Origin of the sequence: Acidovorax sp. M14, from assembly GCF_049331375.1 — a bacterium.
In the GTDB taxonomy this organism is placed as follows: Bacteria; Pseudomonadota; Gammaproteobacteria; order Burkholderiales; family Burkholderiaceae_C; genus Acidovorax.
Genome location: NZ_CP186263.1, coordinates 2518311 through 2542764 on the forward strand (window position 1 = coordinate 2518311; position 24454 = coordinate 2542764).

General features: G+C 67.1%; 19 protein-coding genes. 10 read left to right on the forward strand and 9 right to left on the reverse strand.

Going from position 1 to position 24454, the window contains the following annotated elements; translation table 11 throughout:
- Positions 1-56: 56 nt before the first annotated feature.
- From ACOYR4_RS11590 to ACOYR4_RS11615, 6 genes are all read right to left on the reverse strand, one after another.
- Positions 57-773: an ABC transporter ATP-binding protein gene (locus ACOYR4_RS11590; RefSeq protein WP_422846705.1), complete on the reverse strand. Its 717-nt coding sequence runs from the start codon at positions 771-773 to the stop codon at positions 57-59.
- A complete protein-coding gene (locus tag ACOYR4_RS11595; protein WP_422846706.1) occupies positions 770-1531 on the reverse strand; it encodes an ABC transporter ATP-binding protein in 762 nt (253 codons plus the stop codon). The genes ACOYR4_RS11590 and ACOYR4_RS11595 overlap by 4 nt, the downstream gene beginning before the upstream one ends.
- Complete coding sequence (locus ACOYR4_RS11600) at positions 1521-2492, reverse strand: branched-chain amino acid ABC transporter permease (RefSeq protein WP_298450825.1); 972 nt, start codon at positions 2490-2492, stop codon at positions 1521-1523. Before ACOYR4_RS11600 ends, ACOYR4_RS11595 begins: the two co-directional genes overlap by 11 nt.
- Positions 2489-3361, reverse strand: coding sequence for a branched-chain amino acid ABC transporter permease (locus ACOYR4_RS11605; protein WP_110959148.1), 873 nt, complete (start codon positions 3359-3361; stop codon positions 2489-2491). Before ACOYR4_RS11605 ends, ACOYR4_RS11600 begins: the two co-directional genes overlap by 4 nt.
- A gap of 96 nt (positions 3362-3457) precedes the next feature.
- On the reverse strand, positions 3458-4660 hold the full coding sequence (locus ACOYR4_RS11610) for an ABC transporter substrate-binding protein (RefSeq protein ID WP_422846707.1): 1203 nt from the start codon (positions 4658-4660) through the stop codon (positions 3458-3460).
- 46 nt (positions 4661-4706) lie between these two features.
- Positions 4707-5519, reverse strand: a complete 813-nt coding sequence (locus tag ACOYR4_RS11615; protein ID WP_015014064.1) for a GntR family transcriptional regulator — start codon at positions 5517-5519, stop codon at positions 4707-4709.
- 232 nt (positions 5520-5751) lie between these two features.
- Here ACOYR4_RS11615 and ACOYR4_RS11620 point away from each other — a divergent pair, with 232 nt between their 5' ends.
- From ACOYR4_RS11620 to ACOYR4_RS11645, 6 genes are all read left to right on the forward strand, one after another.
- The gene (locus ACOYR4_RS11620) at positions 5752-6510 is read left to right on the forward strand and encodes a TetR family transcriptional regulator (protein WP_422846708.1); all 759 of its coding nucleotides are present in this window, start codon (positions 5752-5754) and stop codon (positions 6508-6510) included.
- Positions 6511-6512: 2 nt separating this feature from the next.
- On the forward strand, positions 6513-7706 hold the full coding sequence (locus ACOYR4_RS11625) for an efflux RND transporter periplasmic adaptor subunit (RefSeq protein ID WP_422846709.1): 1194 nt from the start codon (positions 6513-6515) through the stop codon (positions 7704-7706).
- Positions 7707-7721: 15 nt separating this feature from the next.
- Entirely contained in the window at positions 7722-10904 is a 3183-nt protein-coding gene (locus ACOYR4_RS11630; RefSeq protein ID WP_422846710.1) for an efflux RND transporter permease subunit, read from the forward strand.
- Between the two features lie 41 nt (positions 10905-10945).
- The gene (locus tag ACOYR4_RS11635; RefSeq protein ID WP_422846711.1) at positions 10946-11659 is read left to right on the forward strand and encodes a protein-L-isoaspartate O-methyltransferase family protein; all 714 of its coding nucleotides are present in this window, start codon (positions 10946-10948) and stop codon (positions 11657-11659) included.
- A gap of 33 nt (positions 11660-11692) precedes the next feature.
- Positions 11693-12034: a rhodanese-like domain-containing protein gene (locus tag ACOYR4_RS11640; protein WP_422846712.1), complete on the forward strand. Its 342-nt coding sequence runs from the start codon at positions 11693-11695 to the stop codon at positions 12032-12034.
- Between the two features lie 102 nt (positions 12035-12136).
- The gene (locus ACOYR4_RS11645) at positions 12137-13471 is read left to right on the forward strand and encodes a TolC family outer membrane protein (RefSeq protein WP_422846713.1); all 1335 of its coding nucleotides are present in this window, start codon (positions 12137-12139) and stop codon (positions 13469-13471) included.
- 52 nt (positions 13472-13523) lie between these two features.
- On the opposite strand, the gene ACOYR4_RS11650 is transcribed toward ACOYR4_RS11645, so the two are convergent.
- From ACOYR4_RS11650 to ACOYR4_RS11660, 3 genes are read right to left on the reverse strand one after another with little or no spacing between them, the layout of a single operon-like run.
- Complete coding sequence (locus ACOYR4_RS11650; protein ID WP_422846714.1) at positions 13524-14897, reverse strand: 3-deoxy-D-manno-octulosonic acid transferase; 1374 nt, start codon at positions 14895-14897, stop codon at positions 13524-13526.
- Positions 14894-15673: a carbon-nitrogen hydrolase family protein gene (locus tag ACOYR4_RS11655; RefSeq protein ID WP_422846715.1), complete on the reverse strand. Its 780-nt coding sequence runs from the start codon at positions 15671-15673 to the stop codon at positions 14894-14896. The genes ACOYR4_RS11650 and ACOYR4_RS11655 overlap by 4 nt, the downstream gene beginning before the upstream one ends.
- 20 nt (positions 15674-15693) lie before the next feature.
- Positions 15694-17082 carry a phosphomannomutase/phosphoglucomutase gene (locus ACOYR4_RS11660; protein ID WP_422846716.1) on the reverse strand — a complete coding sequence of 463 codons (1389 nt, stop codon included), beginning with the start codon at positions 17080-17082 and terminating at the stop codon, positions 15694-15696.
- A gap of 151 nt (positions 17083-17233) precedes the next feature.
- Here ACOYR4_RS11660 and ACOYR4_RS11665 point away from each other — a divergent pair, with 151 nt between their 5' ends.
- The 4 genes from ACOYR4_RS11665 (at position 17234) to ACOYR4_RS11680 (ending at position 24396) form a co-directional block, all read left to right on the forward strand.
- On the forward strand, positions 17234-18853 hold the full coding sequence (locus tag ACOYR4_RS11665; RefSeq protein ID WP_422846717.1) for a DNA-3-methyladenine glycosylase 2 family protein: 1620 nt from the start codon (positions 17234-17236) through the stop codon (positions 18851-18853).
- 80 nt (positions 18854-18933) lie between these two features.
- Positions 18934-19485, forward strand: a complete 552-nt coding sequence (locus tag ACOYR4_RS11670) for a methylated-DNA--[protein]-cysteine S-methyltransferase (protein ID WP_422846718.1) — start codon at positions 18934-18936, stop codon at positions 19483-19485.
- The gene (locus ACOYR4_RS11675; protein WP_422846719.1) at positions 19482-20408 is read left to right on the forward strand and encodes a DMT family transporter; all 927 of its coding nucleotides are present in this window, start codon (positions 19482-19484) and stop codon (positions 20406-20408) included. Before ACOYR4_RS11670 ends, ACOYR4_RS11675 begins: the two co-directional genes overlap by 4 nt.
- 169 nt (positions 20409-20577) lie before the next feature.
- Positions 20578-24396, forward strand: a complete 3819-nt coding sequence (locus ACOYR4_RS11680; RefSeq protein WP_422846720.1) for a sensor domain-containing protein — start codon at positions 20578-20580, stop codon at positions 24394-24396.
- Positions 24397-24454 lie beyond the last annotated feature (58 nt).

Below are 24454 nucleotides of genomic sequence, written 5' to 3' on the forward strand. Positions count from 1 at the left end.
CCAATCCTGTGGTTCTGTGACTTGTGGGGTGGTGGCTTGCGGGGTACGTGCAGGCATCACAGCCCCAGGTAGGCGCGGCGCAGGTCGTCGCTGCGCAGCAAGTCGGCAGGGGCACCCGAGAAGCGGATGCTTCCGTTCTCCATCACGTAGGCGCGGTCGGCGATTTCGAGGGACTGGCCCACGTTCTGCTCCACCAGCATTACGGCCAGGCCTGTGGAGCGCAGCTCCCGGATCAGGCCAAACATCTCTTCGACCAGCAGCGGCGACAGGCCCAGCGAGGGCTCGTCAAGGATGAGCAGGCGCGGCTCGGCCATCATTCCGCGGCCAATGGCCAGCATCTGCTGCTCGCCGCCGCTCATGGTGCCGGCGAGCTGCAGGGTGCGCTCCTTCAGGCGCGGAAAGGTGGCAAATACCTTATCGATGTTCTCCGCGCGGCGCTCGCGCGCCCGAGTGAAGCTGCCGAGCGCCAGGTTCTCCATCACGCTCAGGTTGGGGAAGATCTTGCGGCCTTCGGGCACCTGGATCAGACCCGCCTTGACGACGTCGGTGTAGTGGGCGCCGCTGAGGTCGGTCCCATCAAACGCCACCTTGCCCGCCCAGGCCTTGTAGATGCCGCAGACCACGTTGTTGAGCGTGGACTTGCCTGCGCCGTTGCTGCCCAGCAGCGCCACGGTTTCGCCAGGCAGCACCTGCAGATCCACACCCCGTAGCACTTCCACCCGGCCGTAGCCGCCGCGCAGGCCGATGATCTCCAGCAAAGGGGCGGTGCTCATGCAGCCTCCTGCGGTGCGGCGGCGCGCAAACGGGCGGCGGTGCCGTGGCCCAGATAGGCCTCGATCACGCGCTCGTCCGAGGTGACCTGCGCGGGGTTGCCCTGCGCGATGAGCTGGCCCTGGGCCAGCACCCACACATGCTCGGCCAGGTTCATCACGGCCTGCATGACGTGTTCGATCATCAACACGGTCACGCCACCATCGGCAATGCCGCGCACCACGGGAATCATCTCGGCAATCTCCTGGGGGTTGAGGCCGGCCAGCACTTCATCGAGCAGCAGCAGGCGTGGCCGGGTGGCCAGGGCGCGGGCCAGCTCCAGGCGCTTGCGGCCGGCCACCGTGAGGTCGGCTGCAGGTTTGTCCAGCTGCGGGGCCAGGCCCACGCGGGCCGCCACTTCACTGGCCAACGCCAGGGCGGCACGGCGGCTGGGCTCCTTGAGGTGGGCGCCCACGGCAATGTTTTCACGCACGGTCTGCGCTGCGAATGGCTGCACGATCTGGAAGGTGCGCGTCATGCCCAGTCGGGCGTTGAGGTGCGGGGCCTGGCCGGTAATGTCCTGGCCCGCAAAGCGCACGGTGCCTGTGTCGGGCCGCACAAAGCCCGACATCAGGGCGAACAGCGTGGTCTTGCCTGCTCCATTGGGGCCGATCAGTGCGGTCAGCGAACCCTCAGGCACCGCCAGGCTCACGTTTTGCACGGCCTTCAGGCCGCCGAAGGATTTGCTCAGCCCGCTGAGCTGCAATAGGTCATTCGCCATGGCGGCCTCCCGAACGTTTCCACACCGCCACCACCGACTGTCCGATGCCCGCAATGCCACGGGGCAGGAACATCACGATGAGCACCAGCACCACGCCGTAAATCACCATGTTGATGCCGGGCAGCTGGCCGAACAGGTTGCGCGTGACGTCGGCCAGGATGTGCAGCACCAGCGCACCCAGCACAGGCCCCCAGACAGTGCCAATGCCACCCACGATGGCCGCCACCAGGGCCTCTACCGACGTGACCGAACCGTAGGCAATGCCTGGGTCGATGTACTGGAACACCTGCACATAGAACGCCCCGGCTGCCCCCATGAAGCCGCCCGACAGGGCAATGGCGCCCATCTTCACGCCGAAGGGGTTGACGCCGATGGCGCGCGCCGCGTCTTCGTTGTCGCGCACGGCCTGCAGCCAGGCACCAAAGCGCGAGTTCTTGAGCCACCAGCTGACCAGCAGCGCCAGCGTGACCAGCGCAAGGATCAGGAAGACAAAGCCCTTGCGCGAGCCAAACTGCATGTTGGAGAGCGACTCCTTGAGCGGCAGCATCAGCCCCACACCTGCGCCGGTGAACGGCACCGACAGCGCCAGAATGCGAAACACCTCGGCAAAGGCCAGCGTGACCAGCGCAAAGTACGAGCCCTTGAGCCCGTAGCGGAACGACAGCCCGCCCACAAACAGCCCCACCAGCGCGCTGCCAGCCACCGCCATGGGCAAAGCCATCCAGGGGTTGATGCCCCCTTGCATCTGCGCGATGGCCTGGATGTAGGCGCCCGTGCCGAAGAACAGTGCGTGTCCGAACGAGAACTGACCGCCAAAGCCCCCGAGGATGTTCCACGCCTGCGCCAGCAGTGCCGCGTAGAGCGACATCATCACGAAGTTGAGCAACACGCCGGAGTCGGAAAACGCCGCGATGGCCGCCACGACGACGGCAAACAATCCAATGCTTGCAAGCTGCTTCATGCCTTGGCTCCAAACAACCCCTGCGGGCGGAACAGCAACACTGCGATGAAGATGGCAAAAATGCCGATCTGACCCAGCGATTCACCCAGGTACAGGCCGCCCAGCGACTCCACCACCCCGATCAGCAAACCGCCCACCAGCGCGCCGGTAAAGCTGCCCATGCCGCCCAGCACCACGATGGTGAACGCGACCAGCACAAAGCCGCTGCCAACCTGCGGGTTCACGTAGTACGCGGGCAGCAGAAAGCAGGCGGCAGCACCCAGGCAGGCCAGACCAATGCCAAAGCTCATGGCATACACATGGTCCACGTTGATGCCCATGAGCTTGGCGCCGTGCTTCTCCTTGGCCACGGCGCGGATGGCGCGGCCCAGGTCGGTGCGGCCCACGATCCACAGCAGCACGGCAGACACCACCAGCGCACCGGCAAAGGCGACCAGCTTGGGCAAGGCGATCATGGCGGGCCCCACCGCCACGGTGGTGAGCGTGTAGGCCGTATCGATGGTGCGCGTGTCGGATTTGAAGAACAGCAGCGCGAGGTTTTCCATCACGATGGAGATGCCCAGCGTGACGAGCAGGATGTTCTCGTCCTTGCCATGGCTGGCGCGGTTGATGACCAGGCGCTGCAGCGCATAACCCAGGGCGAACATGCCCGGCACCAGGATGGGCAGGGCCAGGTACGGGTCCAGCCCGAAGTGCTGCTTGAGAAGGTACACCGCGTACAGCGCCAACATCAGCGACGCGCCATGCGCGAAGTTGATGATGTGCAGCACGCCGTAAATCAGCGTGAGCCCGAGAGCGATAAGGGCATACACCGCGCCCGTGGTCAGGCCGTTGAGGACCGACGGAAAGAGGATGCTGAGGTCGAACATGGAGGGTATTGGCACCCGGCAGGCAAAGGCGCGGCCTGACGCCCCGGCGAAGAGCGCCCCGCAGCCCCTGTCGTCAGGGCTGAAAAGTGGTGGGTGTCAGGCCTTCAGCGGGAAGAGCGGGTCCGCTTCGCGGTAGTCGCGCGGGATGATGACCTTGATGTCCTTGTTCAGCACCTGGGTCATCAGCGGCTGGGCTCCCTGGTTCTGTCCATTGACGAACTTGGTCGGGCCGTACGGCATGATGTGATCGGCAAAAGTGCTCTTCTCCAGGGCATCGATGAGGGCTGCGCGGTCTGCCGACTTGGCGCGCTCCAGCGCATCGGCCAGCAGCCACATCGAGGTGTAGGTCATGAACAGCTCGTAGCTGAAGAACAGGCCCTTGGCTTCGACGCGCTTCTTCAGGTCCTGTGCGCGCTTGTCCTTGGGGTTGAACCAGTGGTTGCAGTCGATGATGCCGTTGGCCGCGTCCGGAAACTCCTTGACGAACTTGTAGCTCGATGCCGCGCCGCCCAGCACCGAGTAGATGGCCTTGGGCGTGACCTTTTGCTGCTGCATGGTGCGCACCAGCAGCGCGTATTCGTTGTAATAGTTGGCGGGGATGACGATGTCCGGGTTCACCGCCTTCATGCGCAGCACGATATTGTTGAAATCGCGAGTGGGATTGGCGTGCTTGATGACCTCCTTGACTTCGTAGCCGTAGCCCGGCAGTTCGCGCGACAGCAGCTGGGCAGTGCCCGAGCCAAACAGCGATTCCTCGTGGATGATCATCACCGTCTTGGCGGGCTTGCCGGCTGCGGTGTTCAGCACATGCAGGTTGGCCATGGCGGTTTCAGTGCACTTCTTGTAGCCCGGGCCAAAACGGAAGGTGTTCTTCAGACCCCGTTCCACGATCTGGTCGGCCACACCCACGTCCACGATGTGCGGCAGGTTGTATTTGGCGGCGGCCTGCGTGGTGGCTAGGCAGATGGCCGAGGCAAACGCCCCCACCACGGCCGAAACGCCAGCTTCATTCATCTTCTCGACCTCGGCGGCACCGGCCTGGGGCTGCGACTGCGCGTCGCCCAGCAGCGCTTCGAGCTTGGCACCGCCCAGGGCCTTGATGCCGCCCGCCTTGTTGATGTCCTCGATGGCCATCATCGCGCCTTCACGGCATTGCTGGCCCGAATAGGCCAGTGCCCCGGTCACGGGGTGCAGCACCCCCACCTTGACGGACTTGGCCTGGGCACCGCCCACCAGTGGGAAGGCCAGTGCCGACGCGGCGGCAGCCGACTGGGTCATGAAATGGCGGCGAGTACTCATGGGCATTCTCCTGGCAGGTAGGTAGGGTTGAGGTGGGGGATGGAATTCAGTGAAACTGGGCCGACAGCTCTTTGCTGACCCAGACCTTGGCATCGATGCTGCCCACGCGGGACAGCTGCATTTCATATTCGTAGCGGTCTGGCCGGTACAACCCGTGCAGCCATTGCACCGGGCGCTCCTGGTCGTCGTAAATGAGGCGGCGCACGGCCAGCAGCGCCGATCCCACCGAGACATCCAGGTGCCTGGCCACCACGGCATCGGCCAGCTTGGCCGAAATGGTCTGGTGCGCGCGGCCTACCTTGACGCCGGATTCTTCAAGCAGCACCAGAATGGGTTTGCGTGCCAGCTCACGCCGCCCAAACTGGCGCGCTATGTCGGCAGGGACATAGGTGGTGATATGCGACAGCGGCCCCTCTTTGGTGCTACGAACGCGCACCGCTTTTTGCACGGCATCGCCGACTGCGATGTTCAGCGCCCCGGCCACCGCGCGGGACGCGGTAACGGTATCCACATCCAGCACCTTGACGGAGGTGCGTAGGCCCATGCTGACCAGGTTCTCCAGCAGGCCGGTCAGGTGCGCCCGGCTGTTTTCGCCGTCGCCACCTGCGTCGTTTGCGTGGGTCGCAGCGGGGGGGACCGGCCGGGTGCCCCGGCCGGGCTCGCGGGAGATCATGCCCTCGCCCTCCAGCAGCTCCAGCGCGCGGCGCACCGTGACACGCGCCACAGCGAACTGCCGCATCAGCGCCAGCTCGCCCGGCAAGCCATCGGCAAACCGGCCTTCCTGCAACTGCTCGCGCAGCACCAGATAGATCTGGTGGTACTTGGGGAGTGGCAGGTTGTTGGACGGCATGGAAGTCATATTAGGAATAGTTCTAATGTCCTGTCAATAAGACATTTAGGAGTGAAATTTGCCATGCTGAGGACATTTGCGTTGCCGGTGCACAGCACCGAGTGCACGCAACCGCCGTGCCAGCCAACGGCGCTTCGACACCCAACACGCGCCTTTTTTGGCGGCACAGGGCACGGCCGCATTGACGCTCCTACAGGCATTGGCTACATTACTAACCAGTCAGTCATTAAAAATAGCCGGTTTGACCACTCCCCCCCCAACCTCCACTGCCACGACCAGCACCAAACGCGAGCGCCGCAAGGAAGCCCGCCCGGGAGAGCTGCTGGAGGCCGCACTCGACCTGTTTGTCGAGAAGGGGTTTGCCGCCACACGGGTGGACGAGGTGGCGGCGCGCGCCGGAGTGTCCAAAGGCACGCTGTTTCTGTACTTCCCCAGCAAGGAAGAACTCTTCAAGGCCGTGGTGCGTGAGAACATCGCCGGGCGCTTTGCCGAATGGAACAACGAGCTGGAAAGCTTTGTGGGCACCACCAGTGAGGTGCTGCGGTATTGCTACCAGGTCTGGTGGGAGCGGATTGGCGCCACCAAGGCGTCCGGCATCACCAAGCTGATGCTGAGCGAGGCGCAAAACTTCCCCGAAATCGCCCAGTTCTATCAGCAAGAGGTCATCCTTCCCGGCCAGGCGCTGGTGCGACGCATCCTGGAGCGGGGCATTGCCCGGGGCGAGTTCCGCCCGGTGAACCTGGACTACGCGGTGTACTTGGTGCTGGCGCCCATGATCTTTTTGACGCTGTGGAAACACTCGCTGGGCGCCTGCGTACCCGACTCGATGGAGATGACGCCCGAGCAGTACATCGAGACCCAGGCGGACAACATCCTCCACGGCCTGTGTGTGCGCCCTGAGGCATCCGCCGGCACAAGCGCCAGTCACGATCCGTCGGCTGGCGCACAACCCTCCCCCTCTTCTCTCACCCCCTCCGCCAAGCGCTCGCGCACCTCCTGACCATGAAACGCTGGATTCCCTGGATGGCTGCGGCCATCGTTGTAGTGTTGCTCGGTGGTGGCGTGTGGCGGGCCATGGCGGCGCGGCAGGCGCAGCAAAAGGCGTTGGCCGAGGCATCTACCCAGCGCGCCGAGGCTCCGCTGCAACTGGCTGCCGATGAGGTGGTCACCGTGCAGTCGTCCCAGCTCTCGTTGGGGGTGCCGGTGTCGGGCTCTTTGCGCGCGGTGGACTCGGCCATGGTGAAGGCCCGTGTGGCGGGCGAACTGCAGGGCCTGACCTTGCGCGAGGGCGATACCGTCAAGGCGGGCCAGGAAGTGGCACGAATCGACCCCACCGAAGCCCGCGCGCGACTGCGCCAGGCCCAGCAGCAAGCCGATGCCGCCAAGTCGCAGGTGGACATCAACCAGCGGCAGTACAACAACAACCGCGCGCTGGTGGACCAGGGCTTTATCTCCGCCACCGCGCTGGTCACTTCGCAGGCCAGCCTGGAGGCAGCGCAGTCCAGCTACCAGGCCGCTGTGTCGGCTGCTGACGTGGCGCGCAAGGCGCTGGAGGACACCGTGCTCAAGAGCCCGATCAGCGGCCTGGTCGCGCAGCGCCTTGCCCAGCCGGGCGAGCGGGTGCCTGTAGACGCCCGCATCATTGAAGTGGTGGACCTGTCCCGCCTGGAACTCGAAGCCCTGCTCACCCCCGCCGATTCGCTGGCCGTGCGCGTGGGCCAGAAGGCCCAACTGACGGTGGAAGGCGCTGCAACCCCGGTGCAAGCGACGGTGGTGCGCATCAACCCCAGCGCCCAGGCGGGCAGCCGCACGGTGCCGGTCTATCTGCGGGTAGACCAGCCAGCCCAAACCGCCAGCCTGCGCCAGGGCCTGTTTGTGCAAGGCCTGCTGACCACCGGCAGCGCCCAGGTGTTGACCGTGCCTCTGGACGCCGTGCGCACCGACAAGCCCGCGCCCTACCTGCAGACCATCAAGGACGGCCGCGTGGCCTATGCACCGGTGCAGACCGGTGCCCGCGCCGTGGTCAACGGACAGACCCTGGTGGCGGTGGATGGCGTGACCGTGGGCACCACCGTCATTGCGGGCCGCATGGGCTCGCTGCGCGAAGGCACGCCTGTGACCGCAGCGCAGGCCGCTGTCGCGTCCCAGGCCTCCGCGCCTGCACCCGCGCAAGCTGCCTCGCGCACGGCACCCTGAGCGGGCTGACTCGCCATGTGGTTCACCAAAGTCAGCCTCAAAAACCCCGTGTTCGCCACGATGGTGATGCTCGCCATCGTCGTGCTGGGTCTGTTCTCGTACCAGCGCCTCAAGGTCGATCAGTTCCCCAATATCGACTTCCCTGTGGTAGTCGTCACCGTGGACTACCCCGGCGCATCGCCTGAAATCGTCGAGAGCGAGGTCACCAAGAAGATCGAAGAAGGCGTCAACTCGATCGCGGGCATCAACGCCCTCACCTCCCGCAGCTACGAGGGCACGGCGGTTGTCATCATCGAGTTCCAGCTCCACATCGACGGCCGCAAGGCCGCTGAAGACGTGCGTGAAAAGGTGGCCACCGTGCGCCCCCTGCTGCGCACCGAGGTGAAGGAGCCGCGCGTGCTGCGCTTCGACCCCGCCAGCCGCGCCGTGTGGTCCCTGGCCGTGTTGCCTGACGAAAAGTCGGACCGCAGCGCGGTAGAACTGACCACCTGGGCCGAGCAGATCCTGAAAAAGCGCTTGGAGAACGTGCGTGGCGTGGGCGCGGTGAACCTGGTGGGCGCCACCAAGCGCGAAATCAACATCTACCTGAATCCGCAGGCGCTGGAGGCCTTTGGCGTGACGCCCGACCAGGTGGCCAATGCCGTGCGCAACGAGAACCAGGACCTGCCCGTGGGCGCGATCCGGTCGCTGGCGCAGGAGCGCGTGGTGCAGATCGACGCGCGCATGGAGCGGCCCGAGGACTTCGGCAAGATCATCGTCGCCCGCAAGAACGGAGCGCCGGTGCGCCTGGACCAGGTCGCCCGCGTGAACGACGGCGCGCAAGAGGTGGAAAGCCTGGCGCTTTACAACGGCCAGCGCACGCTGCTGCTGTCGGTGCAAAAGTCGCAGGGCGAGAACACCATCGAGGTGGTCGATGGCCTGAATGCCGCCGTGGTCGAGCTAAAGAACCAGCTGCCACCCGGCGTGCGGCTGGAGACCATCGGCGACAGCGCCCGCCCCATCCGCGTGGCCGTCAACAACGTGCGCCAGACGCTGATCGAGGGGGCCATCCTCACGGTGCTCATCGTGTTTTTGTTCCTGAACTCCTGGCGTTCCACTGTCATCACGGGGCTGACCCTGCCCATCGCGCTGATCGGCACGTTCCTGTTCATGAACATGTTCGGCTTCACCATCAACATGATCACGCTGATGGCGTTGAGCCTGTGCGTGGGCCTGCTGATCGACGATGCGATCGTGGTGCGCGAGAACATCGTGCGCCATGTGCAGATGGGCAAAGGCGCCTACACGGCCGCCATGGACGGCACGCAGGAGATCGGCCTGGCGGTGCTGGCCACCACGCTGTCCATCGTGGCGGTGTTCATGCCCATCGGCTTCATGGGCGGCATCATCGGCAAGTTCTTCCACGAGTTCGGCATCACCATCGTTGCGGCGGTGATGATCTCGATGTTTGTGAGCTTCACGCTCGACCCCATGCTGTCGAGCGTGTGGCACGACCCCAGCATCCATGCGCACGGCCAAAAGACGGCGCCCGTCACCTTCTACGACAAGACCATTGGCCGCGTCACCGGCTGGTTTGACCGCGCCACCGATGCGCTGGCCGAGGGCTACCAGCACATCCTGCGCTGGTCGCTGGTGCACAAGCTGGCCACCATGGTGATCGCGCTGGCGGTGTTCGTGTTGAGCGTGGTGATGGTGCCGCTGCTGGGCACCGAGTTCGTGCCCAAGGCCGACTTTTCGGAAACCACGCTGAACTTCTACACCCCGGTGGGTTCTTCGCTCGAAGCCACCGAAGCCAAGGCCAAACAGGTGGAGGCCATCCTGCGCGAGATGCCCGAGGTGCGCTACACGCTGTCCACCATCAACACCGGCAACGCCCAGGGCAAGATGTACGCCAGCATCTATGTGCGGCTGGTGGACCGCAAGGACCGCAGCCGCAGCGTGGACCAGATGTCGGACGTACTGCGCGAACGCCTCAAGACCGTGCCCGGCATCACCGTGACCCATGTGGGGCTGCTGGATGCAGTGGGCGGACAGAAGCAGGTGGAGTTCTCGCTGCAGGGGCCTGACCTGCGCGAGCTGGAGCGTCTGACCAAAATCGTTACCGAGAAGATCCGCGGCATCCCGGGCCTCGTGGACCTGGACACCAGTGCCAAGCCCGACAAGCCCGTGATTGCGCTGGATGTGAAGCGCGAAGTGGCATCGGATCTGGGCCTGTCGGTAGCGCCCATGGCGGCGTCGCTGCGCACGCTGGTGGCAGGCACCACCGTGGGCAACTGGCGCGCGCCCGACGACCAGACCTATGACGTGAACGTGCGCCTGGCGCCGGAGGCCCGCACCACCCCGGCCGACCTGGAACGCCTGCCCTTTGCTCTGGCCGCCGCCGACGGCACGACCCGCATCGTGCGCCTGAATCAGGTTGCCAGCGTCACCGAATCCACCGGCGCCAACCAGATCAACCGGCGCGACCTGACCCGCGAAGTGGCGGTGAACGCCAACGTGTCCCAGCGCTCGGCCGGTGAACTGTCGAACGACATCAAGAAGGCGCTGGAGACCGTGACCTTCCCGCCCGGTTATCGCTACCAGTTTGGCGGTTCCACCAAGAACATGGCCGAATCGTTTGGCTACGCCATCTCGGCGCTGGCCATGGCCATCATCTTCATCTACATGATCCTGGCCAGCCAGTTCAAGAGCTTCCTGCAGCCGCTGGCGCTCATGACGTCGTTGCCACTCACGCTGATCGGTGTGGTGCTGGCGCTGCTGATGTTCCGCTCCACGCTGTCGATGTTCTCCATCATCGGGGTGGTGATGCTGATGGGCCTGGTGACCAAGAACGCCATCTTGCTGGTGGACTTTGCGATCCGCGCCCGCGAGGAGTACGTGAACGACCAGGGCCAGACCGTGCCCGGCTTGCCCCGCGCCGATGCCCTGCTGCTGGCCGCGCGCGTGCGGCTGCGCCCCATCCTCATGACCACGCTGGCCATGATCTTCGGCATGGTGCCCCTGGCGTTTGCGCTGTCCGAAGGCTCGGAACAGCGCGCGCCCATGGGCCAGGCGGTGATTGGCGGCGTGATTACTTCTTCCCTGTTGACCCTGGTGGTGGTGCCGGTGGTGTATTGCTACATGGACGACTTGGCCCAGTGGGCCCTTCGCAAGATGGGACGCGCCCCGGCAGCGCCTAAAATCGAAGGTTTGTCCTGATCGTCCCGATCGGCCTTGCATCTGCCCCACGGAGAAATCCCATGAACCTGCCCCTGAACACGTCCGCCAACATCAGCGACCCCGTCGCCCAGGCCCGCTACAACATGATCGAGCAGCAGATCCGCCCCTGGAACGTGCTCGATGCCGACGTGCTGGACCTGCTGGCCGTGGTGCGCCGCGAAGACTTTGTGCCCCCGGCCTACCGCAGCATGGCCTTCATGGACATTGAAGTCCCGCTGCTGGGCAATGACGCCGAAGAGGCCGTCCGCAAGGGACACAGCATGCTGCAGCCCCGCGTAGAGGCCCGCATTCTGCAAGACCTGCGGGTTTTGCCCACCGACCGCGTGCTCGAAATCGGCGCAGGCTCGGGCTACATGGCCGCCCTACTGGCTGCTCGTGCCGAACGTGTGGTCTCCCTCGAAATCGACCCCGAGCTGGCCGAAATGGCCCGAGAGAACCTGCGCGATGCCGGCGTGCAAAACGCCGACGTGCGCCAGGGCGACGGTGCCCGCGATGCGATCCCGGACGGTCCGTTCGACGTGATCGTGCTCAGCGGCTCCGTGGCCGAGGTGCCCAGCCACCTGCTGGCCCTGCTGCGTGACGGTGGCCGACTGGGCGCCATCGTGGGCAGCGAGCCCGTGATGCGTTTCACCGTTACCCGCCGCACCGGCGACCGCTTTGAGACCACGTCGCCGTGGGACACCATCGCGCCGCGCCTGGTGAACTTCCCCGAGCCCTCTGGCTTCACGTTCTGACCCCCTGCCCTTCGGTTGTCTTCGGAGTTTTGCATGATCGATCACGTCCGCCCCGCCCAGCTGTCTGCCTGGTTTGCCTCCGCGCCGGAAGGCAGCCGGCCCCTGGTGCTGGACGTGCGTGAGCCCTGGGAGCTGCAGACCGCCAGTGTGCGTGCCGACGGGTTCGAGCTGGTGGCCATCCCCATGGGCGAGGTGCCCGCGCGCCTGGCTGAGCTGGACCCCGCGCGTCCCATCGCCTGCCTGTGCCACCACGGCGCACGCAGCCTGCGCGTGGCCTCGTTCTTGCAGCACCACGGGTTCGAGCATCTGGCCAATATCACCGGTGGCATCGACGCCTGGTCGCACGAAAGCGACCCGGCGGTGCCGCGCTACTGATGCCATGGGGTTGTATGGACCGCACTTTTCGCCTTGTGGCCCCATGCTGCCCGCCGTTGCCCGCCCTGATTCGATTCGCAGACTCTTCCGAAGGACCCCCCGATGACACCGTTTAGGCCCCTGTCCCTGTCCATCCTGTCCCTGGCGCTGGGCGCAGCGCTGTGTGCGCCGGCCCAGGCGCAGAGCCTGCTGGAGCTGGTGGAATCCGCCCGCACCTATGACACGGCCTGGCAGGCGGCGCGTGCGCAGCTGGACGCCGCCGCCCGCAAGGCCGACCAGGCCCGCGCCGGCCTGCTGCCTTCGGCGGCACTGACCGGGGGCCTTACCCGCTCCAACGTGGAGCTGAGCAAACCCAAGATCGAGAACACCGGTACGGCGCAGACGGTGGGCATCAACGCCTCGCAGCCGCTGTACCGCCCCGCCAACCGCATCACGCTGGAGCAAGGCCAGCGCGGTGTGGACGTGGCCCAGGCGCAGCTGGACGCAGCCACGCAAGACCTGCTGGTGCGGGTGAGCCAGGCCTACTTTGATGTGCTGGCGGCGCAAGACACCCTCACCTTTGTGCAGGCCCAAAAGGCCGCCGTGTCCGAACAACTGGCTGCTGCCAAGCGCAATTTTGAAGTCGGCACCACCACGGTGACCGATTCGCGTGAGGCCCAGGCCCGTTACGACCTGGTGATTGCCCAGGAGATCGCTGCCGAAAACGACCTGCGCGTGAAACGCCTGGCGCTGGACCAGCTGGTCGGCATCACCGGCACCAAACCCCTGCCCCTGGCCCTGCCCGTGCAACTGCCCAGCGTGGTGCCTGACAACGTCACCACCTGGGTGGATACCGCTCGCGACCAGCAGCCCGGCGTGCGCCAGGCTGCCATTGCCCTGGATATTGCGCGACTGGAAACCAAAAAGGCCGAAACCGGCCACCTGCCCACGGTGGACCTGCAGGCGGGCTACAACGTCACGCGCAACCTGCACGGCACCATCACCTCGCCCGGCGTCACGGCCCGCAGCAATGCCGCCAGCGTGGGCGTGGCGCTGAACCTGCCCCTGTTTGCCGGCTTTGCCGTGCAAAACCGCGTGAAGGAAACCCTGGCGCTGGAAACCAAGGCCGAAGCCGACCTGGAGACCGCCCGCCGCAACGTGGCACAGGCTACGCGCGCCGCGTTCTACGGCGTGCAGTCCGGCCAGGGCCAGGTGCAGGCCCTGGAAGCAGCCGAAGCCTCCAGCCAGAGCGCGCTGGATGCCAACAAGCTGGGCTACCAGGTGGGTGTGCGGATCAACATCGACGTGCTCAACGCCCAAAGCCAGCTCTACCAGACCAAGCGTGACCTGGCCCAGGCCCGCTACAACGTGCTGCTGGGCGGGCTCAAGCTGCGCCAGGCGGCGGGCACGCTGTCGCAGCAGGACATCGAAGCGGTCAACGCACTGCTGGCCAAGTAATGGGTCCTTGCACCCCGCGCCGGGGTGCATCCCGTGCACGAATTGCTGAGGCCTAGTGCAGGCCGCCCTCGGGCTGCACCATCGCCACAATCGCACGCGCCGTGGCCTGCGCAGCCCCTCGGTGCGTGGCGGCAAAGCGGGTGGCCCGCTCGCTGGCTTCTTCGTGCGCGCGGGCATCCCCTGCCAGCGCTGCAGCTTCCGCTATCCCTTGCGCCAGGTCAGGCACCCGCTGTGCAGCACCTGCCGCGCACGCCAGCTCGGCCGCCTCGGCAAAGTTGAAGGTGTGCGGGCCCAGCACCACAGGGCAACCGCAAGCGGCCGCCTCGATCAGGTTCTGGCCCCCCAGCGGTGCAAAACTCCCGCCCAGCAAGGCCACATCGGCCAAGCCGTAATACAGCGCCATTTCGCCGATGGAGTCTCCCAGCCACACCTCAGCCGCTCCAGGCGCTGCGGCCCAGGTGCTGCGGCGCGACACCGACAGGCCTGCGCGCTGCAGCAACTGGTGCACCTCGTCAAACCGCTGCGGGTGGCGCGGCACGATGAGCCATTGCACGGGCGGCAGATCATCGCCAGACGCTTCACTATTGATAGCTGCCGAGGCATGATCCACTAGCGCTTGGGGCGATTTTTGTCGTATTTTCTGGATCTGCTCCAGCCACATGGCCTCTTCGCCCTCGCGGCTGCTGGCCAGCAAGACCACGGGGCAGCCGGTGCGGGTGCGCCACTCGCGGCCCCGCTCCAGCAGTTGTGCGTCGGGCACCACGTCGAACTTGAGGTTGCCCAGCACGCCACGCACCGGCGCGCCGATGGCTGCGAGCCGCGTGGCGTCCTCCTGGGTCTGGGCCCAGACGGCCGTGAGCCCTGCGTAGGCGGGTCGCGCCAGGGCTGACAGGCGCTGCGCCTTGCGCAGCGATATCTCGTTGAAGCGCGCATTGGCCAGCACCAGCGGAATGCGCCGCTGCCGGCAGCCCGCCACCAGGTTGGGCCACACCTCGGTTTCCATCAGGATGCCGATGGCCGGGCGGAACTTGCGCAAAAACCGACCCACGGCGCCCGGCGTGTCCCAGGGCTGCCACACCTGCACGTCACCGGGCAGCAGCAGCTTTTCGCCCTCGGCCCGTCCCGTGGCGGTGCCATGGGTGAGCAGCAGGCGCATGCCCGGTAGCTGCTCTCGCAACTGGGCCAACAAGATGGCGGCGGCCCGGGTTTCGCCCAGCGACACCGCATGCACCCACACAAACCGGCCCAGCGGGTCGGTGCTGCTGTGGGGCATCAGGCTGTCGATGGGGGCCGGGTAGCGACCAAAGCGCTCGCCCACCGCGTGGGCGTACCCTGGCTCGGCCACCGCACGGCGGCGCAGCTTGCGGCGCAGCAGCGGCTGCGCGCTCCAGGTCAGCAGCGAATACAGGGCCCGCGCGACGGTCATGCGGGCACAGACACGCTGAGCACACCACCCGCCCAGCCGCTGTCGCTGCGCGCAGCCCAGACGATGCAGGGCGCGTCATCCGGCGCAGCCACCACACAGCGGCCACCGGGCGCCCAAAAGGCGCTGCGCCCCGCACTCACGTAGCCACCGGACGTGCCGCTGTAGTTGGCCGCGAGTACGGCCATGTCGTGGTCGCGCGCGTAGCCTTCCAGCATGGCCGATTCGGCCGCATAGGCCTTTTCAGAGATCAGCACGCCCGCCGCATACAGGGCCGCGCCAGCACCACGGGCGGCCTGGGCATGCTCGGGATGGGTGATGTCGGCGCACACGGCCAGTGCCGTGGGCTCGCCGGCCACCAGTTGCACCTGCGCGTCGTCCGCGCCCGCGCTGGCAAATTGTTCTTCGCTGTCGTGCAGATGGCGCTTGCGGTACAGCGCCACGCTTCCGTCCGGCCCCAGCAGCCAGGCTCCAATGGCGGGCCGTGCGCCTGCCTCCACCGGCGCTGCAGGAGCACCCACCACCAGCGCCATGCCATGGCTCTGGGCCGCCTGGCGCAAGGCTGCCAGCACGGGGTGGTCGGCCGTCAGCACATGGTCGGCCATGAGCGAAGGCTCGTAGCCGATGAGCGACAGCTCCGGGAACTGCAGCAGTTGCACGCCCTGATGGGCAGCGGCCCGCACGCAGGCCAGGTGCGTTTGCAGGTTGCGCTGAAGATCGCAAGGCGCCGACGGCGTCTGGGCGGCTGCGACACACAGGGGGGTGGAGAGCGAGAGCATCGGGCGTGCGGCAGGCAATGTCAGTGGCTGGCTGCGCCCACATGGGCGTCGGGCTTGACCCGGTGCAGCAGCGCCAGCATGGCAGCCTCCATGCGGGCAAGGGCTTCGGGGGTGTGGCCCTCAAAGCGCAGCACCAGCACGGGCGTGGTGTTGCTGGCGCGGATCAGGCCAAAGCCATCGGGCCAGTCCACGCGCAGGCCATCGATGGTGCTGATGGCGGCGGGGGCGGCAAAGGTTTCGGCGGCCAGGGCCTGCAGTTCGGCGGTCAGGCGGTGCGGTTCGCCCTCGGCGCAGGCCACGTTCAGCTCGGGGGTGGAGAAGCTGGTGGGCAGCGCGTTCAGCACGCCGCTGGGGTCATTACTCCGGCTCAGGATCTCCAGCAGGCGGCAGCCCGCGTAGGTGCCGTCGTCAAAGCCGTACCAGCGCTCCTTGAAGAAGATGTGGCCGCTCATCTCGCCGCCCAGGGGAGAGTTCGTCTCCTTCATGCGCGCCTTGATCAGCGAATGGCCGGTCTTGAACATCACCGGCACGCCGCCGGCCGCCGCAATCGCGGGCGCCAGGCGCTGGGTGCACTTCACGTCGAAAATGATTTCGCCACCCGGCACGCGCGAGAGCACGTCTTGCGCAAACAGCATCATCTGGCGATCGGGGAAGATGTTGGTGCCGTCTTTGGTCACGATGCCCAGGCGGTCGCCGTCGCCGTCAAAGGCCAGGCCCAGCTCGGCGTCGCTGCTCTTCAGGGCCTCGATCAGGTCGCGCAGGTTTTCGGGCTTACTCGGGTCGGGATGGTGGTTGGGGAAGTTGCCGTCCACCTCCGAGAACAGCTCGGTCACCTCGCAACCCAGCGCCCGGAAGATGGCGGGCGCCGAGGCGCCTGCAATGCCATTGCCGCAGTCCACCACGATCTTGAGGGGGCGGGCCAGCTTCACATCGCCCACAATGCGCTCGCGGTACGCAGGCAGCACATCCACATGGCGCACCGCGCCGCCGGGCACCAGCTGCCAGCTTTCCTGCTCCATGGTGCGGCGCAGGGCCTGGATCTCGTCGCCATAGATGGCGCGGCCGTTCAGGACCATCTTGAAGCCGTTGTAGTCCTTGGGGTTGTGGCTGCCCGTGACCTGGATGCCACTGCTGCACAGCGTGCTGGCCGCAAAGTAGAGCAACGGCGTGGTGACCAGGCCCACGTCGATCACCTCGATGCCTGCCTCCACCAGCCCCTGGATCAGCGCCGCCGACATGGCGGGGCCTGACAGGCGGCCATCCCGCCCCACCGCCACGGTGGTCTGCCCTTCTGCACGGGCTGCCGTGCCAAAGGCCCGGCCCAGGCCCAGGGCCACGTCTTCGTTCAGGGTGGACGGCACGATGCCGCGGATGTCATAGGCTTTGAAGATGGCGGGGGTCGGTTGCACGCAGGGGGGCCTTTCGCGGAGGGGTTGAAAAGTCCGCTGCATTGTAGGCGGCGGCCTCGCCGGTGTTTGTCAGTCGATGCCGCAGGCGCCAGCCCCACACCCGCCCAAGGCACAGGTCCGAAAACGGCCAGTGGCCGGGCGCCAGGCTCCTATGATCTGGCCCATGACCTCCACCGCCCTGCCCTCCAACCCTACCGCCGACACGGCAGCCGACGAAGGCCGCTACCTGGCGCTGCAGGCGCGCGACGCGCGGTTTGACGGGCATTTTTTCACCGGGGTGATGTCCACCGGCATCTACTGCCGCCCTGTCTGCGCCGTGCGCACACCCCGGCGCGAAAACTGCCGGTTTTTTGCGCTGGCAGCGCAGGCCGAAAGCGCCGGGTTTCGCCCCTGCCTGCGCTGCCGGCCCGAGCTGGCCCCCCAGGCGATGGCGTGGTCGGTGCAAGACGCCAGCGGCATCCTGGTGCAGCAGGCCGTGCGCCTGCTGGATGCCCCCGACCTCTGGCCCACACCGGCCGCACCCGGCGAGGGCAGCGCCACCGTGGCCCGCCTGGCCGAGCGGCTGGGCGTGAGCGACCGGCATCTGCGCCGCATTTTTGAGGCGGCCCTGGGCGTTTCGCCGCTGCAATATCTGCAGACACGGCGGTTGCTCACGGCCAAGCAGCTGCTCACCGACACCGCCATGCCCGTGACGCAGGTGGCGCTGGCCAGCGGGTTCGCCAGCGTGCGGCGGTTCAACGCAGCCTTTGTGGGCCACTATGGCCTCAACCCCACCCAGCTGCGCCGCCGTGGAGCGGCGCCCGTCCACGCAGACGGGCCTGGAGCCAGCAGCACGCTGCGCCTGGCGTGGCGGCCACCATTCGATGTGGCAGCGCTGCTGGCGTTTTTTGAGCGGCGCCAGTTCCACGGTGTGGAATGGGTGCTGCCCCAGGAGGCCACCTTGCGCCGCACAGTGCGCCTGCAGCATCCGGCATCGGGCAGCGCAGGCCTCGCCCCGGAAACCACGGGCTGGTTCAGCGCCCGCTTTGACGTGGCGCGCAACCAGGTGCTTCTGCAAACCAGCGACAGCCTGTACCCAGTGCTGCCGCTGGTCATCCGCCGGGTGCGTGCCATGCTGGACCTGGATGCCGACCCGGCGGCCATCAACGCCGTGCTGCACCCGCATTTCCCGGACGGCGACGGCCTGCGCGTGCCCGGCGCGTTTGACGGCTTTGAGCTGGCCGTGCGCGCCGTGCTGGGCCAGCAGATCACCGTGGCAGCCGCGCGGACACTAGGCCAGCGGCTGGTGGAGCGGCTGGGCGAGCCCATCGCCACGCCCTGGCCCGAGCTGCACCGGCTGTTTCCCACCGCAGCCACCCTGGCCCGCGCCGACGGCGACACGCTGGGCCAACTGGGCATCGTGCGCCAGCGGCAGGCGGCCATCGTGGCGCTGGCCCGCGCGGTGGACAGCGGCGCCCTCGCCCTGCATGCGGGCGCCGACGTGCCCAGCACCACCGTCGCCCTGTGCGCCCTGCCCGGCATTGGTGACTGGACGGCGCAGTACATCGCCATGCGGGTGCTGCGCTGGCCCGACGCCTTTCCGGCGGGTGACGTGGCACTGCACAAGGCGCTGGGGGTGCAGCAGCACAAGAACCCGGCACGCGCTGCGCAAGAAGCCTCGCAAGCCTGGCGCCCCTGGCGCAGCTATGCCGTGCTGCGGGCCTGGGACGCTGGCAGCAGCGGTGCCGGCACGCCTGAACCTGCAGACGCCCAGAAACTATCAAAACCATAGCACCTCAGGCAATAGGCACTAGCGCATGGTGCCGATTTCGCCCCAAAACGTCCCTTATCACCCTCTAGCGACTTCTCAACATGCAGTTTCACCCCCTCACCGTGCAGGCACGGGCCGACACCCCGCTGGGGCCCGTCCGGCTGGCCGCCTCCCCCATCGGCTTGTCGGGCGTTTGGTTTGAAGGCCAGCGCCACGAGCCCACCGCCCAACTGCACGGCCCTAGCGCCTGGGCGTTGGGTCCAGGCCATTACCCCGTGTTGCAAGAGGCCGCGCAGCAGCTGCAGCAGTACCTGGCCGGAGAGCGCCAGCACTTTGATCTCCCGCTGGACCTGTCGGGCGGCACAGCATTCCAGCAGTCGGTGTGGCGCGCGCTGCTGCAGATTGGCCGGGGCCAGACCACCAGCTACGGCGCGCTGGGCCGCCACTTGGGCAACCCCAGCGCCGTGCGGGCCGTGGGTGCGGCGGTGGGCCGCAACCCGCTGAGCGTGGTGGTGCCCTGCCACCGTGTGCTGGGTGCCGATGGCAGCCTGACGGGCTATGCAGGCGGCCTCGATCGCAAGAGGGCTTTGCTGACGCTGGAGAATGCACCCCTTTTGGCCGCCGCAGCCCCTCCCATGAAAGCCACTGCATGAACAGCCCCGCCACCCGGCCCGTGTCCACCTGGATCGGCGAATTCATTCTGCTGGCCGCACTGTGGGGCGCGTCGTTCCTGTTCATGCGCCTGGGCGCGTCGGACTTTGGCCCGCTGCCCACTGCCGGCCTGCGGGTGGCGCTGGCCACGGTGTTCCTGTGGCCCATCATGCTGCGCCAGGGCCACTGGCCTGCACTGCGCGCGCACTGGCGGCCCATCCTGTTTGCGGGCGTTATCAATTCGGCGATTCCGTTCTCGCTGTTCTCGTGGGCGGTGCTGCACATTGCCACGGGCCTGACCTCGATCCTCAACGCCACGGTGCCGCTGTTTGGCGCGCTGATTGCCTGGGTGTGGCTGGGCGACCGCATCAACCGCCTGCGCTGGGTGGGGCTGGCGCTCGGTTTTGTGGGTGTGGCCCTGCTGGCCTGGCGCGCCCCCGCCGGCACCGGGTTCAAGACCGACCATGCCCACTGGGCCATTGCGGCCTGCCTGCTGGCATCGGCGTTCTACGGCGTGTCGGCCAGTTTTGCGCGGCGCCACCTCACGGGCCTGCCGCCGCTGGCCACGGCCGCCGGCAGCCAGCTGGGCGCGGCGCTCGGTCTGGCGCTGCCCACGCTGTGGCTGTGGCCTGCCCAGATGCCCGGGGTGCGCGCCTGGGCGGCCATCCTGGCGATTGCCGTGCTGTGCACCGGCATTGCCTACATCTTGTACTTTCGCCTGATCGAGCACGCAGGCCCCAGCCGGGCGCTGGCCGTCACGTTCATTACGCCCGTGTTTGCCGTGCTGTATGGCACGCTGTTCCTGGGCGAGAGCATCACGCCATGGATGGTGGGCTGCGCGCTGGTGATCGTGTGTGGCACCTTGTTGTCAACCGGACTTATCAGGACGCTGCGTCCCGCCCGGGCCGCCTCAGAACAGGCCTAAACTTGACACATGGTTTTTTTATCGGGTGCATGCTTTCTGAGGAAAGCCCCATGCGACACGGGTCGCGACATGCCCCCGCTCCTCCCGCAGGGTCGCCCGCCCGTCGTTAGCGCCCATCCAGCCCCCTCTAAGGCGTGTTCGCGGCACCAGGCCGCCCAAGGAAAACGCCATGGGTGACAACACGCTACTGGCAGGCACGGCCCTCATGCTGCTGCTGTTGGTGCCGGTCTGGCTGTCACCACAAGAGTCGCTGCACCCTTCCCGGCGCACGCTGATCCTGCTCGGAGTGGCGGGTGGGCTGGTCTCCATCGCCGCTTTTGAGGCCCTGCGCTGGAACGCGCCAGAGCTGCACATCGTGGCCTACCCCACTGCCACGGCGTTCATGGCGCTGTTCTTTGGCGTGCCGGCGGCGGCCATTACCGCCCTGCTGGCCTTGCAGGCCGCCCTCTGGACCGACACTTCGGCCGCCTGGCCCGCCACCTCCGTTTTGGGGGGCGCACTGGCCACTGGCTGGGGTTGGCGCAGCCTGGGCAGGCGCTGGGCCTGGCCCGACTGGGCACCGCTGGCGGGCCTGACCCTCACGCTGCCGCTGGTGGTTTCGCTGGCCATGGGCGCCACAACGGACGCCGGATTGGGCACCCAGACCCTGCACTGGCATCACGGCGCTGGCGTGCTAATGCTGGGGATTGGCTGGCTGGTGATCGCAGACAGGGCTCGCGCCAAGCTGGCGCGCAGCGAGATCCAGCAGAAGTTGGGCCAGCAAGAGCACCAGCTGCGCCTGGCGCTGGACGCCCTGGGGGGTGGCCGCTGGCAGTGGGATGTGGTCGAGCGCCAGTTTTCGTGTGACGGCCGGTTTTACGAGGCCTACGGCATCACCCGTGCCGACATGCAGTCGCCCGACCTCTGGCAGCGCTGGTACGCCCGGCGACACCCGCTGGACGCCGAACGCAATGCCGCCAAGCTGGCGCGCGCCATGGACGGGCTGGAGGACAGCTACGAGGCCGAGTTCCGCGTCAGGGACACTCAGGGCCGGTGGCGCTGGCTGATGTCGCGCGGCACCGTTGCCAGGCGGGACGCCCAGGGTCGCCCCGCCAGCCTGATCGGCATGGACGTGGACATCACTGCCCACCGCGAGGCCGAGGAGGCGCTGCAATCTGCCGAGGCCAAATACACCACCTTCTACCAGACGCTGCCCGACCCGGCAGGCATCACCCGCATCGCCGACGGGCGCTACATCGACGTGAACCCGGCGTTCTGCGAGCTCCTGGGCTTCAGGCGCGAGGAGGTTCTGGGCCGCACCTCGTCAGAGCTGCAGATCTGGGCCAACGAGCACGAGCGCAAGCGGCTGCTGGAGACCTACCAGCGCGAGGGCAAGGTGGACCGGTTGCCCCTGGTCGCGCAAAGCAAAGGGGTGCAGGTGCCGGGCCTGATGTCGGCACGCTCTGTGCTTGTGAATGGCGAAAACTGCTTTGTTTTCGTTTTCCACGACATGACCGAAGCCCAACGCACCAGCGACGAACTTCGGGCGCTGTACCACCAGTTGCAGCAAGCCGGCCGCCTGGCCCGGCTGGGCGCGTGGGAGGACGAGCGCGGGCGCGGACTGGTGTACTGGTCGGACGTGTGTTTTGACATCCACGGCCTGTCCCCCAACCAGCCGCCGCCCAGCGACTACATCGACCGCCATGTGGCCCCGCAGTACCGCGAGGCGCTGCGCGAAAAATTCCGCCAGAGCATCCGTTCGCGCACCGAGTGGAGCATGGAGATGGAGGTCTATCACGCCGACGGCCATCTGCTGTGGGTGCGCGCAAGCGGCGAACCGGTGATCGAGAACGGCCGCGTGGTCAAGGTGCGCGGCGTGATGCAAGACATCGACGAGGCCAAGCGCGCCGACCAGCGCCTGCGCCAGTCCGAGGAGCGCTTCTCCCGCATCTTCCACCTCATGCCCTACCCCATGGGCCTGTCGCACCGCAGCGACGGCCGCTATGTGGACATCAACCCCGCCTGGGTCGACATGCTGGGCATTCCCCGCGAGGAAGCGATTGGCCGCACCGCCGTGGAGCTGGGCATCTTCACGGCCGAAGACCGCCAACGCCTGATGGAGCAAGTCAGCCAGACCGGCCACCTCAGCGACTACGAAGTGACGCTGAACGTGCGCAACGGCCCCCGACGCACGGTGCTGCAGTCGATGCGCGCCACCGAGTTTGACGGCGAGCCCTGCTGGCTGTTCTCGGTGCACGACATCACCGACCGCAAGCGCAACGAAGTACAGGTGCGTGAACGCGAGGCCCTGCTGTCGCTCACCATCTCCGCCGCATCGCTGGGCCTGTGGGACTGGGACCTGCAGACCGGCCTGGTCACAGGCGACCGCCGCTGGCGCGCCATGCGCGGGCTGGCGGCGACCGGCGACACCACGGCGGCCGTGCAATGGACCACGGCCATCGCCCCAGACGACATCGACCGCATCACTGCGGAATTGGCGCGCCACACCGCCCACCTGGGCACACCGTTCGACGCCACCTGGCGGCTGAACCAGCCGAGCGAACCGGTGCGCTGGGTGCGCAACCTGGGCAAGATCGTCGGCTTTGACGAGCAAGGCCGGCCAGCCCGCATGCTGGGTGTGGCCATTGACGTGACCCCACAGCGCGAGCAAGAGGTCATGCTGCAGCGCCTGGCGCTGTACGATGCCCTCACCGGCCTGCCCAACCGCGTGCTGCTGGCGCGCAAGCTGCAGGAATGCATGGCCCAGGCCCGTGACACCGGCAAGCAGCTGGGCGTGGCCTACCTGGACCTGGACGGTTTCAAGCCCGTGAACGACCGCCTGGGCCACGGCGCGGGCGACCGCCTGCTGGTGGTGGTGGGCGGCCGGCTCACGCGCGCACTGCAGCCGGTGGACACGGTGGCCCGGCTGGGGGGCGACGAGTTCGTGATCCTGATGCCCGGGCTGGAGTCGGTGGCCGACTGCGAGCGCATTCTGGGCCGCGTGATGGAAAGCGTCTCGGCCCCTTACACGCTGGACACCGAGCGCGTGGTCGTCACGGCCAGCATTGGCTACACCATCTTCCCGCAGGACGACGCCGACGCCGACACCCTGCTGCGCCATGCCGACCAAGCCATGTATGCCGCCAAGCAGGCCGGGCGCAACCGTTTTCACCAATTCGACGCCGCCCAGGAGCGCGCCGTGCAACTGCTGCGCGCCCAGGGGCACTACCTGCGCGAGGCGCTGGCGCAAGCCCAGTTCACCCTGTACCTGCAACCCAAGGTGGACATGCGCAGCGGCACCGTGGTGGGCGCCGAAGTGCTCTCGCGCTGGCTACACCCCGAGCGGGGCCTGGTGCCACCGGGCGAATTCTTGCCGCTGCTGGAGGGCACCGATCTGGAGATCGGCTTTGGCGAATGGGTGGCCGAGGCGGCACTCACGGTGCTGGAGCAGTTGCAGGATCGGGGCATGCCCATGCCGCTGAGCATCAACATTGCCGCCCAGCACCTGCAGCAGCCGGGCTTTGCCGACTGGGTTGCCGGTTGCCTGGCGCGGCACCCCCGCGTGCCCGCGCACCTGGTCGAGATCGAGATCACCGAAAGCGCTGCCCTGTACGACCTGAGCGCCGTGGCCGACACCCTGAACGCCTTGCGTGCCATGGGCGTGACCGTAGCGCTGGACGACTTTGGCACCGGCTACTCGTCGCTGACCTACCTGCGCCGCCTGCCCATGGACACGCTCAAGATCGACCAGAGCTTTGTGCACGGCATGATGGGTGACCCCGGCGACCTGGCCATCGTTCAGGGCGTGATCGGCCTGGCCCGCTCGTTCGGCTACCGGGTGATTGCCGAGGGGGTGGAAACCGTCGAACAGGGGCAGATGCTGCTGCAGCTGGGCTGTTTGCAGGCGCAGGGCTACTGCATCGCCCGGCCCATGCCGCTGGAGGACTTCATCGGCTGGACACCCCATTGGCAGCCCCCTGCAGGGTGGCAGCGCAACCGGCCCATTTGAAAACACTGAAATCGTTGCCAAGCGCTAGTGCCATATGCGCCGGAAGCTATGATTTTGG

Coding starts and splice junctions, on each gene's coding strand:
- ACOYR4_RS11610 (WP_422846707.1), bottom strand. CDS start 4,660: ATGAGTACTCGCCGCCATTTCATGACCCAGTCGGCTGCCGCCGCGTCG.
- ACOYR4_RS11675 (WP_422846719.1), top strand. CDS start 19,482: ATGAACAGCCCCGCCACCCGGCCCGTGTCCACCTGGATCGGCGAATTC.
- ACOYR4_RS11670 (WP_422846718.1), top strand. CDS start 18,934: ATGCAGTTTCACCCCCTCACCGTGCAGGCACGGGCCGACACCCCGCTG.
- ACOYR4_RS11640 (WP_422846712.1), top strand. CDS start 11,693: ATGATCGATCACGTCCGCCCCGCCCAGCTGTCTGCCTGGTTTGCCTCC.
- ACOYR4_RS11605 (WP_110959148.1), bottom strand. CDS start 3,361: ATGTTCGACCTCAGCATCCTCTTTCCGTCGGTCCTCAACGGCCTGACC.
- ACOYR4_RS11595 (WP_422846706.1), bottom strand. CDS start 1,531: ATGGCGAATGACCTATTGCAGCTCAGCGGGCTGAGCAAATCCTTCGGC.
- ACOYR4_RS11645 (WP_422846713.1), top strand. CDS start 12,137: ATGACACCGTTTAGGCCCCTGTCCCTGTCCATCCTGTCCCTGGCGCTG.
- ACOYR4_RS11655 (WP_422846715.1), bottom strand. CDS start 15,673: ATGCTCTCGCTCTCCACCCCCCTGTGTGTCGCAGCCGCCCAGACGCCG.
- ACOYR4_RS11635 (WP_422846711.1), top strand. CDS start 10,946: ATGAACCTGCCCCTGAACACGTCCGCCAACATCAGCGACCCCGTCGCC.
- ACOYR4_RS11650 (WP_422846714.1), bottom strand. CDS start 14,897: ATGACCGTCGCGCGGGCCCTGTATTCGCTGCTGACCTGGAGCGCGCAG.
- ACOYR4_RS11590 (WP_422846705.1), bottom strand. CDS start 773: ATGAGCACCGCCCCTTTGCTGGAGATCATCGGCCTGCGCGGCGGCTAC.
- ACOYR4_RS11665 (WP_422846717.1), top strand. CDS start 17,234: ATGATCTGGCCCATGACCTCCACCGCCCTGCCCTCCAACCCTACCGCC.
- ACOYR4_RS11625 (WP_422846709.1), top strand. CDS start 6,513: ATGAAACGCTGGATTCCCTGGATGGCTGCGGCCATCGTTGTAGTGTTG.
- ACOYR4_RS11630 (WP_422846710.1), top strand. CDS start 7,722: ATGTGGTTCACCAAAGTCAGCCTCAAAAACCCCGTGTTCGCCACGATG.
- ACOYR4_RS11600 (WP_298450825.1), bottom strand. CDS start 2,492: ATGAAGCAGCTTGCAAGCATTGGATTGTTTGCCGTCGTCGTGGCGGCC.
- ACOYR4_RS11615 (WP_015014064.1), bottom strand. CDS start 5,519: ATGACTTCCATGCCGTCCAACAACCTGCCACTCCCCAAGTACCACCAG.
- ACOYR4_RS11680 (WP_422846720.1), top strand. CDS start 20,578: ATGGGTGACAACACGCTACTGGCAGGCACGGCCCTCATGCTGCTGCTG.